This is a genomic window from Flagellimonas iocasae, from assembly GCF_042682725.1.
Lineage (GTDB): Bacteria > Bacteroidota > Bacteroidia > Flavobacteriales > Flavobacteriaceae > Flagellimonas > Flagellimonas iocasae.
Window position 1 is genome coordinate 1003456 of sequence record NZ_JBHUHU010000001.1, and the last position, 14908, is coordinate 1018363.

7 protein-coding genes are annotated in these 14908 nt (G+C 42.1%); 2 read left to right on the forward strand and 5 right to left on the reverse strand.

What is annotated here, in order from left to right; translation table 11 throughout:
* Positions 1–156 precede the first annotated feature (156 nt).
* Positions 157–3387 (forward strand): VCBS repeat-containing protein, encoded by a 3231-nt coding sequence (locus ACFSJE_RS04485; protein WP_379829785.1) that lies wholly within the window; start codon positions 157–159, stop codon positions 3385–3387.
* A 15-nt stretch (positions 3388–3402) separates the two neighbouring features.
* Here the strand turns inward: ACFSJE_RS04485 and ACFSJE_RS04490 are convergent, their stop codons facing one another.
* From ACFSJE_RS04490 to ACFSJE_RS04505, 4 genes are all read right to left on the reverse strand, one after another.
* Positions 3403–7497 (reverse strand): hybrid sensor histidine kinase/response regulator transcription factor, encoded by a 4095-nt coding sequence (locus ACFSJE_RS04490; RefSeq protein ID WP_379829786.1) that lies wholly within the window; start codon positions 7495–7497, stop codon positions 3403–3405.
* 505 nt (positions 7498–8002) lie between these two features.
* Complete coding sequence (locus ACFSJE_RS04495; RefSeq protein WP_379829787.1) at positions 8003–9628, reverse strand: glycoside hydrolase family 43 protein; 1626 nt, start codon at positions 9626–9628, stop codon at positions 8003–8005.
* A gap of 96 nt (positions 9629–9724) precedes the next feature.
* Positions 9725–12268 (reverse strand): ABC transporter permease, encoded by a 2544-nt coding sequence (locus tag ACFSJE_RS04500; protein WP_379829788.1) that lies wholly within the window; start codon positions 12266–12268, stop codon positions 9725–9727.
* On the reverse strand, positions 12268–12945 hold the full coding sequence (locus ACFSJE_RS04505) for an ABC transporter ATP-binding protein (protein ID WP_379829789.1): 678 nt from the start codon (positions 12943–12945) through the stop codon (positions 12268–12270). The genes ACFSJE_RS04500 and ACFSJE_RS04505 overlap by 1 nt, the downstream gene beginning before the upstream one ends.
* 77 nt (positions 12946–13022) lie before the next feature.
* Here ACFSJE_RS04505 and ACFSJE_RS04510 point away from each other — a divergent pair, with 77 nt between their 5' ends.
* Positions 13023–13688, forward strand: a complete 666-nt coding sequence (locus ACFSJE_RS04510; RefSeq protein WP_379830039.1) for an arylesterase — start codon at positions 13023–13025, stop codon at positions 13686–13688.
* Positions 13689–13706: 18 nt separating this feature from the next.
* Here the strand turns inward: ACFSJE_RS04510 and ACFSJE_RS04515 are convergent, their stop codons facing one another.
* The gene (locus ACFSJE_RS04515) at positions 13707–14903 is read right to left on the reverse strand and encodes a Gfo/Idh/MocA family protein (protein ID WP_379829790.1); all 1197 of its coding nucleotides are present in this window, start codon (positions 14901–14903) and stop codon (positions 13707–13709) included.
* Positions 14904–14908 lie beyond the last annotated feature (5 nt).

The window sequence follows — 14908 nt, forward strand, 5'->3', positions numbered from 1 at the left end:
TGAAACAGCGTGTACCATTGCACGCTGTTTTTTTCTGTAAAAATTTGAGTGTTGTTTGTAATGCGTATTAAAAAAGTTTTAAGAAGTTTATTTTCCTTAATTTTTAGTGTGGTGGTCTTGGCAATTTTTTTTAATTGCAATCAAAAAGACACATCTGTGCCAGCTGAAGATGCCAAGATCTTTTCGACATTGAGTCCAACAGAAACTGGAGTGGATTTTGCCAATCACCTAACGGAAAATGATTCCCTGAACTATTTCACATACTCCTATCTCTATATGGGCGGTGGCGTTGCTACTGGGGACATCAACAATGATGGTCTAATAGACATCTATTTTACGGGCAACCAAGTTTCAAATAAACTATATCTCAACAAGGGGGACCTTAAATTTGAAGATATCACCCAAACTGCTGGTGTTGCCGGTGATGACCGATGGTATACAGGCGTTGCCATGGCCGACATCAATGGAGATGGCTATTTGGATATTTATTGCTCCGTCAGTGGAAAATTTGGACCGCGAAACAACCAATTGTTCCTAAACAATGGCGATGGTACCTTCTCCGAAAAAGCAGCCGAATATGGTTTGGATGATCCAGGAAATAGCGTTCAAGCCACATTCTTCGATTATGACAAAGACGGCGACCTGGATTTATATGTGGCCAACTACCCTCCCACTTCTTTCAGTTCACCTACTTTTGTGTACACCTACCGAATGAACAATGTAACGGATATTGAATCCGACCATTTGTACCGAAACGATGGAGATCATTTCACCAACGTAACCGGTGATGCTGGTCTTATAGCCTTCGGTCTGTCGTTGAGTGCCACAGTAGGTGACTTGAACAACGACTCTTGGCCAGATCTCTATGTTTCAAGTGACTTCAATTCACCGGACCTCATGTACTTGAACAACCAAGATGGCACCTTTAGGGAAGTGGTCAAAGAAGCTACATCCCATACTGCCTTCTATGGAATGGGAGTGGATATTGCCGATTTCAACAATGATGGAAATCTTGACGTTTTTCAGGTTGATATGGATGCAAAGACCAATCGACGGAAAAAGGCCAATATGGCCAGCATGAATCCAAAATTGTTCTGGGATGTCGTCAATGCCGGATTCCATTACCAATATATGCACAATTGCCTACAACTGAATTCTGGTTTTTATGAAGATGGTGTGCCCCATTTCTCAAATGTTTCAAGAATTACCGGCACCTCATCAACCGATTGGAGTTGGGGTCCCCTGTTTGCCGATTTTGACAATGATGGACTCAAAGACCTTTTTGTATCCAATGGTACCCGACGGGAAATTAACAACAATGACTATTTCAACAAACTTGAGGAAATGGACAATAAGGGAGATAGTCTCCTCCAACTGAGTCTGCACATTCCCTCTGAAAAAATTGACAACTTCATTTTTCAAAACAAAGGGGACCTAAAATTTGAGCGCTCCAATGAAAAATGGGGCATCGAATACAAAGGATTTTCCAATGGCTGTGCCTACGCCGACTTAGATAATGATGGTGATTTGGAAATCATCACCAATAACTTGGATGATTTTGCTTCAATCTTTGAAAACAAAAGTTCAACGAAAAACGCTTACGTTAAAATTGCCTTTTCGGGTCAAAAAGGGAATGCTTTTGGGCTTGGAACGCGGGTTTATATTAGTACGGACGGCCATACCCAGATGCAAGAGCTTACCTCGACCCGAGGATTTCAATCCTCTGTGGCCCCTGAACTCCATTTTGGTTTAGGTGCCTTTGAAAATATAGATGAGATCAAGGTGGTTTGGCCCGATGGAAAAATGCAGCTTGTAAATGACATTGATGTCAATCAAAAATTGGTCTTCAATTATTCGGATGCCAACTTATCCACAAAAGATATTGCCGTTGACGCAAGACTGTTTCAAAAAGATACTACCCAACTTTTTCCAGAGTATACCCATCAAGAAAATGCGAACGATGATTTTGCAAAACAGGTGCTTTTACCCCACAAAATGTCTTCCTTTGGTCCAGCTTTAGCCGTCGGTGATGTAAACAGTGATGGGTTGAGCGATTATTTCGTAGGTGCATCCAAAGGCATGTCCGGAGCTATATTCATTCAATCAGCAACAGGTTTTGAAATGGGCAATTCCCAGTTTTTGGAACAAGACAAAGGCAGTGAGGACAACGGTGCCCTGTTTTTTGACGCGGATGGTGATGGTGACCAAGATCTATATGTGGTCAGTGGCGGTTACGAGTATGCTCCAGATGCGGAGCAACTTGCAGACCGACTTTACATCAATGATGGAATTGGAAATTTCACCAAGGCCGATACCAATGCAATGCCTGCTATCCCAGTGAGCGGTTCTATGGCGTACCATGGTGATTTTGATAAGGACGGAAGGGAAGATTTATTGGTATTGGGTAGGCAAGTACCCGGGAATTATCCAAGTCCGGCCCATAGCTATATTTTAATGAACAAAAGCACTCCTGAAAAAGTTGTCTTTCAATTGACCCAGAACATGCAGCCAGAAGCCTTTGAAGCACTGGGCATGGCAACCAGTGCCGTTCTGACCGACTATAACAATGATGATTGGCTGGATATTATTGTAGTTGGGGAATGGATGCCTATTCGGGTGTTCAAGAATACGGGGACTGGCTTTGTGGAAACTTCCGAAGAAATGGGTCTCAATATAGACACCACGGGTTGGTGGTGGAGCATTGAGCAGGGCGATTTTGATAATGACGGTGATATGGATTATATCGTTGGCAACAATGGCTTAAACTATAAATACAAAGCGTCTGAAGAGGAAACCTTCGACATTTTTGTCAATGACTTTGATCGTGATGAAAATGTGGATATTGTATTGAGCTACTACAACGAGGGAAAACAATATCCGGTGAGAGGTAGGGAATGCTCCTCTCAACAGATTCCTGGCATCAAAAAGAAATTTGAGAACTACGAAAGCTTCTCACAGGCAACCTTGGTTGATGTTTATGGAGAAAAGCCATTGGAATCGTCCTTGCATTATCAAGTTAAATCGTTTGCAAGCATTTATTTGGAAAACAAGGACGGTAAGTTCGAGATACATCAACTTCCAATAGAAGCCCAGCTGTCCAGCATCAATCAAATTTTGGTAGATGATTATGACAAAGATGGCGCTTTGGATTTTCTCATTGCCGGTAATCTTTATGTCTCTGAGGTAGAAACACCACGAAACGACGCAGGATATGGACTTCTGTTAAAAGGAAATGGCAAAGGCAATTTTAAGGCGATAAAGGCTTCAGAAAGTGGCTTCTTTGTGAATGGTGATGTCAAAAACATGGCTCCCATTGAAGCTAAAAACAAAAAGTACCTCCTTGTTGCCAAGAATAATGATGCCATGCAATACGAACGCATCAATTAGGGCCGAAGAAGGGTCTTATTTTAATTCCGTGGGCAAAACACCAAACTGTGCCTTAAAACATTTGGTAAAGTACGAAGGTGACGAAAACCCTACTTTGTAGCATACCTCGCTAATGGATTCTGTGCCACTTTCAATGAATCGTTTGGCGTGCTCCAGCCGTATTTTACGTAAAAACTCCGTTACAGTGAGCCCTGTCATCGCCTTTATTTTTCGATACAGCTGACTTCGGCTAAGATGTAACTCATCTGCCAGAGATTCAACATTAAGGTTTTCATCAGCAATATTCTTGGTGATGTAATTCAGCACTTGAGTCATAAAATTCTTGTCCAGTGAAGAAGTGTTGTCCGGAATCTTGAAGTTATCGGAATCACTCAGGTATTTATTGAACAAGATTTGTCGGCTCTGTATAATTTGTCTGAGTTGCGCCCGAAGCACTTTCATTTCAAAGGGCTTGCTTAGGTAGATATCAGCACCACAATCAATTCCTTTCACCCAATCGTCGGTCATTGCCTTGGCGGTCAACATCAAAACCGGAATATGGCTGGTTTTAATATCTTGTCTAATCCGTGTACAGAACTCAAACCCATCCATTTCTGACATCACCACATCGGTAAGAATCAAATCTGGGAGCCTTTTTAAGGCGATTTCCTGTCCTTGCACCCCATTTACGGCTTCAAATACAGTGTACTCACTCTCCAATTCATTCTTTAAATAGGCCCTTAATTCCGCATTGTCCTCCACAATGAGCAGCGTGCGGTTGGAAGCCGACAAATAGGTCGTTTCCAAAGAGTCTTCAGGTATGGGCTGGGAAGCAACAGTGTTTTCGCTTTTTGGAGCTGCCATTACCTCATCGCTTTCAAAATGATCTTTGCCTAAGGGCAGAAATATCCGGAACTTGGTTCCCACGCCTTCCTCACTCTCCACAATGACTTTGCCTTTTAAGAGATCCACAAAGCTTTTCACCATTTCCAATCCTATGCCCGTACCTCCATAATACTGACGGTTCATTTCTTTAACTTGATAAAAGCGCTCAAATATTTTTTCAAGTTCTTCCTTCTTGATCCCGTGGCCCGTATCCTCAATATAAATTTCCAATGCTTTCACTCCATCTGGGGCATCAATCAACGGGAAATGGACATTTTGACCACATTTAAAAACACCAATGGTGATAAAACCGTTATCCGGGGTTATCTTGAAAGCGTTGGACAGAATATTGAAAATCACTTTTTCCAATAGTGAAGGGTCACTCCAAAAAGGAATGGGGTCATCATCGGACTCCACCATGAGAATAATATTCCGCAAAGCGGCTTCTTCTTCAAAATGTCCTGACACCTCATTTACAAACTTGGTGGCTTCCAATTCCGAAATGCGAACGGAAAACTTATTGATTTCCAACTTTCTGAAATCCATAAGTTCATCGATAAGACGTTTTAGCCTAGAGGTATTTTTATGGATTACGCGGAGCTTTTCATGGGTAAGTCTGGATAACTTGTGTCTTGAATCGTGCAATATATCCTCCAAAGGATTCAGAATAAGTGTCAACGGAGTTCTAAATTCATGGGAAATATTGGTGAAGAACTGCAACTTTTTATCATTAAGGGCTTCTTCTTGCAGTCTTCTTTCTCTTTCTGCTTCGACCATTCTTTTTTCACGGATTCGTTGGGATATATAGCGGGCCAAAAAATAGGAAACCAAAAGTATCGCCAAGATATAAGAAGCCAATGCCACATTGGTGGCCCACCATGGGCGCAAAATTGTTATTTGAAGGGTTTTTGGAGTCTCGTTCCATACCCCATCGTTATTGGCTGCTTTAACTTTAAAGGTATAGTTCCCTGGGGAAATGTTGGTATAAGTGGCGCTTCGGGTCTGGCCTACGTAGTTCCATGCATCATCAAAACCTTCCAAAATGTAGGCGTATTGATTTTTTTTGGGGCGCGTAAAATTAATGGCGGCGTATTCTATGGTAAATACAGATTGACTATGTTTTAGTGTTAGTGCGTCTGTTTGGGCAATCACCTTATCCAATGGTGATTCCTCATCATTGGGACCTATCCGATTATTAAAAAGTCGCAAATCCGTAAAATAGACCTCGGGTTTGTTGGTGTTGGTCTTTACATGGTTCGGGTCGATGTAATTTATACCCCCATAGTTACCAAAATACAACATGCCATTTTGATCCTTGAACGCCGAATTAAAATTAAAATCGTTGGCCAGAAGACCATCATTGATGTCAAAATTCTTGAAGGCCTGCTCCTCAAAATCAAAATGGGATAATCCATTGTTACCGCCAATCCAAAGGTCTCCATTGTCATCTTCCAAAATGGAGGCGATAGTCTCTTGTTTAATTCCCTCATTGGTTCCGTACCATGTAAAACTATCCGCAACGGGGTTATATTTACAGAGACCGGCACCATCAGTTCCAATCCAAATGTCACCGCGACTATCTTCAAAAAGGGAAACTACGGCATCCACAACAAGCGGATTCCCCAAACTTTTGTACATAGGTCCTCTAAGCGATATTGCTTTTTGGTTTTGAGCCCCATTATCCAATAGCTTATAAAGCCCAGCAGTGGTTCCCATCCAAATTGTATTGTTTTTGTCGATCAGTACAATACGCATTGCTCCTTCACCAGGAGTTGGGTCACTGAATATTCGTTCATTGTGATACACAAATTCTTTTCGCTCTGGATGATAGGAATGCAGTCCCTCAACATAGGAACCTATCCAAATAGTGCCTTGTGGGTCTTCCGCAAAACTCATGACCCTATCCGATTTTAAACCTCCATTGGTATTTGAAGCGGTATAATTGATAAATCTTCTGGAACCATCGGGCAAATGGTAAATTCCCGAATTCCATGTTCCTACCCAAACATTATTGCGACTGTCAATAAAGAGTGCTGTTACATCTTCGGCACTCAAATTGGCACCCATGGTATTCCGCGGATTGTTAAGGTGCACTATATTTCCTGTTTTAGGATTGAAGACATCAACCCCACCACCGTCCAGTCCAATCCACATTTGACCATATTTATCCCCCGCAATGGCACTAACCGATGGAGATTGCAACGAATTGTTAACGTTGGCAAGGCTTCTAATGTCCATAAACTTATCGTACAATTTATCATAGACCCCCACCCCGTTATTGTAATATCCAATCCAAATACGGTCTTGTCTATCCACAAATATGGACCAGATGGAATTCGCTTTTATACTATTGACATCGAATTTATTATACCGATAGTGCTTAACGAGTTTTCCGTTCTTTTTCAATGCAAAAAGACCATCGTTCTCGGTGCCACATAGGATATTTCCGTCTGGGGCCTGGGCAATGGACAGGATTCGCTCACTACTTATCCTGTAATTGTGCGCTTTGAAGGAATTAAACGAATCAATTTCTATCTTGACCAAGCCATTCTCAAATGACCCTATCCAAATGGACCCGTCCTCGTCCTTTATCATGGATTCAATGTCATAAGGAACATTCTTATCATTTTTTAACCCCTGAAGATTCAAGGAAACTTGGACAACTTTTCCAGCTTCATAGGAAAAAAGACCTTGATTGGTTCCTATTAGAAGTTCCCTATCCTCATTTTTTATGATGCTGTTAATTTCCAGGGAAGAAACATCGTTATCTCCCATGGATACATTGTGTCCAGTGAGGGTTTCTGGATCAACTGCAAAGAGTCCATGGTAATGGGAACCTACGATAAGCTTTCCAGTTTCACATGCTTGAATGGCCCTAATCGGCACACTTTCCAGCGCAACGGAATCTTTATATAAAGTTACCTGATGAAAGGCGTCCGTATCACGGTCATATACATTCAACCCAGCCTCTGTTCCCACCCACAATCGATTGCGTACATCCACAAAAGCTTTATAAATCAATGAGCTGTTCAGAGAAGTGCAATCTGTAAAATCTTGCTTATAGGAAACAAAGTCCAAACCATTGTATTTCTGCAAGCCGACTCCGTTGGTACCCATCCAAATTAGGCCAAGGCTATCCTGAACAATGGTAGAAACCGCACGCTGGGAGCTTCTTTGGTCAATGTTCACAAAGTTGTATTCGTAGTCTGAAATTTGGGCAGTTACCCCAAAGCATTTCAGGAACATAACAACAAGTACAATGTTTATTAGTCTAGTTGCTTTTAGGTTTTTCAATGAAAAATCGATTTTAAATGGGTTGAAATCGCAATAAAATTTACAGATAAAATTTGCAAAAAATGGTATTCGATATCATCAATTTATAATTTGACAGCGGATAACATGCATGAAAACAAGCTTTTGAAAAGACGGCTTGTCTTCCTTAATTCAGAAAAAGCCATTGGTTTTTTCACAAATCATCCCTAGAAATTGTTGACGACAAACGCTAAAGTTCACATGTATCAAGTCGTCTATCGGCGAACACCATGCCATCATTTTTTGAATACATTCATCTACAAAAAACAACGGACGTAAAGGTCTTTCCCTAAAATAAATGTCAGAAAGTTGAGTCTGAAAGCGTGACTGGATATGCCTTACGTCATACCCGTACCGAAGCACAGCAATAGCAATGCGTGTCTTGTTGAATTGAATTTCATTTTGAGTTTGTTTTTAGTTAACGGATGTTTGAAATTAATCAATCATTTTTATTTGCTATCCTAAAATAGTCGAAATCTACATATCCTCCAATTTCCTTTGTGGCATAATTAAAGAGTCCAAATCGATATCCCATAAAATGGGGCAAGGTGTATGACATTTTCAGCTGAGCCCCCATTTTAATCCAATCTTCACCATCCATACTATAGTAGAAATCAGCGACATCCTTTAAATCGATGAAGTTGCATACGGCTTTTAAGTAGACTACCTCTTGTGCCAATGGCAAGCTTTCCATTACCTCAGGTTGGTCATTCTGGGCACTTACCATCACCAATTTCTTTTGTCCATTTTCGTATTTCACCCCAATCTGACCAAACTTCTTTTGGAGCAAAACCAGCCCGGCAAAATCGCCTTCTTTCATGTTTGAAACATCCAAAGCTGTTGTGCCTGAACAAACCGGACCAATGGTTCTTTGGGTCAACGTGTTTCTCGCTTGAACAAAGCCTTCATCCACCCGTCCCGTAATAAGTCTCAAATACCCCTTTCTATCTGTTACTGACCATAAACTATCCACTGGATTATGATTCCACTGCCATACCAAGGGAAGGTCAGGTTCTCCCTCCTGTCTGCTGAATTCATCACTATCCACAATATGGGGAATCAATCCTGAACTGGCGGGTAAGTCCAATGTCTCGGTCACTTTGCCTTCAACTCCTACTATTGGCCATCCGTCTTTCCAAGTGACCGGGGCTAGATAAGGTATTCTTCCTACCGAACCATAATCCCTGAAAAGATAGGTATACCAATCGCCATCAGGAGTGTCAATCAAACCGCCTTGCGCAATACCTCGGTCTTCTAATGCCACTCTCCCTTCGTAGGGTCCATAAATATTATCAGCCCTATGTATCAAAACAGTTCGCATCCCATTGCGAGGCCAGGCAATGTTGAACAGATAGTATTTTCCATTTACTTTAAACAGTTGAGAGCCTTCTGCCCCCAACATAATATTATCTCCTGCTGGAGCACTGGCATTTTCAATAAGCACCCGCTCCGTGCCTTCCTTTACTCCGGATAGATCATCTTCTAGCTCAGCAATCATTAGCTTTCCATTGCCCCAAATCATGTACACCTTGCCATCATCATCAAAATGTACGGTCAGGTCATGATAGGAAGGCTCAAAAGATTTCACTTCCCATGGGCCATTTTCAATATCTTTTGTAGAATACACATAGGTTTTTCCGGTAGTTCCGGCGAAAGTAAAAACATAAAAAACACCATTGTGGTATCGGATACAACTGGCCCAAGATCCTCTTCCGTAGGCATTTTTACCGTTTTCCAAAGTAAGCTCATCCATGTCCGCCAAGGTATCATAGGCGTAGCTGACCAGTTTCCAATTAGATAAATCTGTGGACTTCATGATGGGAACCCCTGGACTCATGTGCATGGTGGTACTACTCATATAATAGGCATCTCCAACACGTATCATCGACATGTCGGGTACATCCGCAAAGATGATGGGATTTTGTGCTTTTTGGTTTTGAGCATTTCCCACAAGAAGCGTAAAAATCATCAAGACAAGTACCACTCCCTTAACCACCGTAATTTTAGGGAATACGTTCTTTTTTGTCTTTACGAAATCAAAATCACCCTTGAGCCTTTTGGTCATCTGCATCATATCTTCTAATGAACCTCCAATATAAGTGTTTATTTAACACGCTGATGTTCAATATAAAACAAATAAGCAGAAATTGGTTTTGATTCCCTACTCCTTTTCTTTTCGTAGAACGACAAGGGGTGAATTTCTAACGATGGCCAAACTATTTCCTACACCCAGAACAAAAACCAGAAGGATAATCAACGGCATAATCACAAGGAAAGGAACAAAAGATGGCGTAAACGTGGTATCAAAAAGGGCATACGCCAACAAAGCATTGGCAATGACCGCCAGAATCACACCCATTAAAGCACCCAAAAATCCCAAAACAGCATATTCAATGGAAATTATGCTTAAAATTTGGGTTCCTTTAGCCCCTAGGGTCCGAAGCAATGCCCCTTGTTTCACACGCTGGTGTTTACTGCTATAAATGGCACCCATAAGGACTGCCACACCCACAAAAATGCTAAAGAAAGCCATAAAGTTGATAACCCAACTGATCTTCCCCAAAATGTCCTCTAAAAGGGTCAGCATGCGATTGAGATCCAAAATAGAAACATTGGGAAACTGCCGTACCAATTTCTGTTGCAGTTGTGCAGAGTTTTCATCATCGGTTGTTCTGGTGGTCATCACCTTAAATTGGGGTGCGTTTTCTAGAATTCCATTAGAAAATACCACAGAAAAATTAGGTTGTAGCCTACTCCAATCTACGGCCCTGATACCTACTACGTTCGTGTGCATAATCTTCCCTTGCACATTAAACTTAATTTTATCGCCCACAGAAACCTTAGCCATGTTGGCAAAATCCTCACTTACCGAAATTGGAATATAAGAGTACCGCCTTGAAGCTGGCCATTCCCCCTCTATTATTTGTTCAGAATTAATGAGGCTATCTCGATAGGTGACCCTAAACTCGTGGTTCAATATCCAACGGCTCACTTGGTAGGTAGTATCCTTTCGGATTTGCTCCACATGCCTTCCTTTTAAGGTTTCAACTCGCATGGTCACGATTGGGATTTCATCAATAACAGGCAACCCGGAAGATTCAATGGTGTTTGCTATGGCACCTGCTTGTTCTGTTTGGATGTCCATCAAAATCATATTGGCACTGTTGGCCCTATCTTCAATGGCTGCTTTTTGCAGAAGCATATCCTTGGTGAAATATAAAGTACTGATCAAAAACGTTCCAATACCAATGGCCAATACCAAAATAAGGGTCTGATTTTGTGGCCGGAACAGATTTCGAAGTCCTTGCCGGGCGGTGAAACTCCATGAATACGGGAAAAATCGTTTTAAAATCCCCATGAAAAATTGGGCGACTCCGGTCAGAATCAAAAAAACCACGATTAAGCCCAGCACAAAAAATAAAGATCGTTCAAAATCGCCCAAAAGCCAATAGGAAAAGCCTAGGACAAACAGAACTATCGCTGCTCCGACCGCAATGGTAGATTTTGAAGAACGGGACCTCTTCTCCTCCACTACGCGCAATGTTTGCAATGGAGAAACATATAAGGTCCTGATTAAAGGGTATAAAGCAAATAGAACCGACATGGTAATGCCTAGGGCAAGTCCTAAAACAATGCTCTGAAAAGAAAGGGATATCCCAACATCAACGGGAAGTAGGTCACCTAGCAATACTGGGAACAACCGTTGAATAAAATAGCCCACTAAACTTCCTAAAAGTCCCCCAATCAAACCCATGCAAGCGATTTGAACAAAAAATATGAGGTAACTCTGCCATTTGGTAGCACCCAAACATTTGAGCACAGCAATGGACTTTAACTTCATTCGGATATAAATGCTCATTCCGCTTGCAATGCCTACACAGCCCAACAAAAGTGAAATGAATCCTACCAAATTCAAGAATTTACCGAAGTTTTCGTACCGCCTCCCCATGCGTCTCGCTTCGGATACATGGGTGTCAATATCAGCATCTTCACTATCGAGAATAGGGTCCAATTCATCATTTAAAAGTTCCATATCCTGATTCTCATCCGCCGTAAAATAGTATTTGTAGTCGATACGGCTCCCTGTTTGAACAAGACCCGTGGCTTCGATATAGTTGTATGGAATCAGTACGGGAGGTGCAATGGCACCAAACACCGAATTACTCCCGGGAACTGTTTTCAAAGCTCCGGCAATGGGAAGTGTAATGGCACCCAACTTGATACTATCTCCCACTTGTAAATCAAATTGAATCATAGTGGTGGCATCTACCAAGGCACCATTTTCCCGAAAATCATCAATGGCTGAAGTTGGATTGGTTTCTAGACCTCCGTAAAATGGAAAACCACCTTCAACACCTCGGACTTCCATCAGTTTGGTGCCTTCATTCCCTGGGAATGCTCCCATGGAAAGAAAATTGATTTCCTTGGCATCGGCACCACCCAAAGAATCCATGATTCCGATGACACTCTCATTGACAGGTTTATCACTTTCAATCACAAAATCTGCTCCTAAAAGTGCTTTGGATTGTGATGAGATATTTTCTTTAAGTAATCCACTGAATGAATGTACACTGACAACAGCCGCTACGCCCAGTGTAATGGAAAAGATGAATAGCAAAAGCTTGCCATAGCTTGCTTTTCCGTCACGCCATGCCATCTTAAACAACCACCCTATGCCGGTTCCTTTTTTCTGTTCTTCCTGCATCAGCTATAACTTTCCTCAATTTTACCGGACCGCAACCGAATACTTTTATCGGTCTTTTGGGCCAATTCCAAATCATGGGTCACGATGACCAAAGCGGTTCCTTGTTCTTTATTGAGTTCAAACAGTAGTTTTTCTATTTTGGTGCCGGTTTCATCGTCCAAATTTCCGGTAGGTTCATCAGCAAATAATATAGAAGGTTTATTCGCAAAAGCGCGAGCCAAGGCCACACGTTGTTGCTCCCCTCCCGAAAGCTGCGAAGGATAATGACCAGCACGGTCCTCCAATCCAACTTTAGCCAACAGTTCTTTACCCTGCTCTGCTGCTTTTTTTATGCTCCGAAGTTCCAAAGGGACAATCACATTTTCCAACGCGGTTAGCGTAGGCAATAGTTGAAAGTCTTGGAACACAAAGCCAACATTCTCATTTCTTAACCTAGCTCTTCCATCCTCATCAAGGTCAGCCAAATTTTTACCGCACAGCCAAATATCCCCTTCATTGGTGATGTCCAGACCTGCACACAATCCCAACAAAGTGGTTTTTCCACTTCCAGATGGACCGACAATGGCAAATGTTTCGCCACGCTCCACTTCAAAGGAAACATCATTCAATACATTGAGGTCGTGTTCTCCACTCCGATAAGTTTTATGGAGGTTTTGAACTTTTAATATCTTTGACATATATGCTTTTGGTTAAAACTCTCAAAATACTAAAATTGACCTTCATCAAAAAAAATCCTCGGCACGGCAAGCAGTTAATGTTTTGTTATTTTTTGACCCTTCTACTTTTGGGGTGTGGGGGAAAAACCTCAGAGAAAAAAGTTCAGGCTGAATCGAATGATGAATCGGAGACGGTGGTCACCTCTAGCGATTCTGATAAGAAAATTCTTTTTTTTGGAGATAGTTTGACGGCTGGATATGGTCTTGAAATGGGACAGGCCTACCCAACCCTAATTCAACAAAGGATTGATTCTTTGGAGTTGGGTTATCGGGTCATCAATGCCGGTTTGAGCGGAGAGACCACAGCAAGTGGAAAAAATCGATTGGACTGGGTGTTGGAAGATGGCATTTCTGTGGTAATTATTGAATTGGGGGCGAACGATGGACTTCGAGGCGTTCCACTAAATGAAACCGAGTCGAATCTCCAAGCAATGGTGGATATGGTGCAAGAAAAGTTGCCCGAAGCGAAAATTATTTTGGCCGGAATGAAGATTCCACCAAACATGGGACCTGAATATACATCACGGTTTGAAACTATATTCCCAGAATTGGCCGAAAAAGAGAATGTTCAGCTGATTCCGTTCCTTCTCGAAAATGTTGCGGGAATACCTGACCTCAACCAAGGTGATGGCATACACCCCACCGTAGAAGGGCAAAAAATAGTGGCGGAAAATGTTTGGGAGGTTTTAGGTCCAATACTGTAATTGGCCTATATATTTTACCTATCCCAATATCTCATCAATATTTTTTGACTTGGTTTCCACGATGGTATTTTCATACATGGCATCCAATCCCATTTGAACGCAGAGTGCGGCCATGGCACCAGTTTTTGCATTGGAAATAGGTTTTGTATTGTTCATCAAACTGTCCCTAAAATCCATCAAAGCTTGCTTACTGGAGTCTTCATGGACAAAATTGACCGGAATGCCTCTGCCTTCATCCCAATTCAATGTGGCCCCGGAAACACCATCGACCTCCCCTATCTCTTTTTGATAACTTCCTTCCGGGTAGTACCATGCCTGCGCATAATCCAAGATATAGGCTCCTTTATCACCCATCACCTTTACCTTGTAATCGCCCATGGCATTACTGGTAAGGCAGGTAAATGACGCCCTTACCCCTTTGGGGTAACTGTATATCAAATGGATATTGTCATAGGTTTCCCTGCCGTCCTTCCAATAATCGATTCCGCCGACACCCATGACTTTTTCGGGCATGGCACCCAACACCCAATTGGCAAAATCCAGCTGGTGTGAGCACAACTCTGCCAAAAGGCCACTGGAATATTCCTTGTACATACGCCAATTGATCATGCGTTCCCATTTTGGGTCCGGTACAGGTCGACGCCAATTCCCATTTCTGTTCCACTGACATTCAAAAGCGGTTATCTTCCCGATTTTACCTTTATGGATTTCATCCACAATATGAGTATACAGTCTAGAGCTGTGGTATTGGTGCCCTGCTTGAAATGTTTTATCGGATGATTCCGCCGCATCTACCAGTTGTTTTATTCCCTTATAACCCTTAGCCATGGTCTTTTCGCCATAGACATGTTTACCTGCTTTTAGGGCATCAACTACTATCTGCGCATGTGTACTGAGCGGCGTTGCCACTAAAACGGCATCCACGTTCTTATCTTCCAACAGTTTTCTGTAATCTGAATAGCCTTTGGCTTTTCCATCGACTTTGGAAAGTCCAGACTCAAGTCTGAACGGAATAATATCACTACAAGCCACCACTCGCATATTTGGAATTTCATTGAGGAATGGAATAAGTCCTCCGCCGCGATCTCCTGTCCCAATAACTCCAATATTGATGGTGTCATTAGCACTTGGGGCGTTGTAGCCCAAAACGGTTGGAGCATAGAGTGCCGCTGAACTGGCCAAACTCCCTTTTACAATAAAATCCCGACGTTTCATAGTAT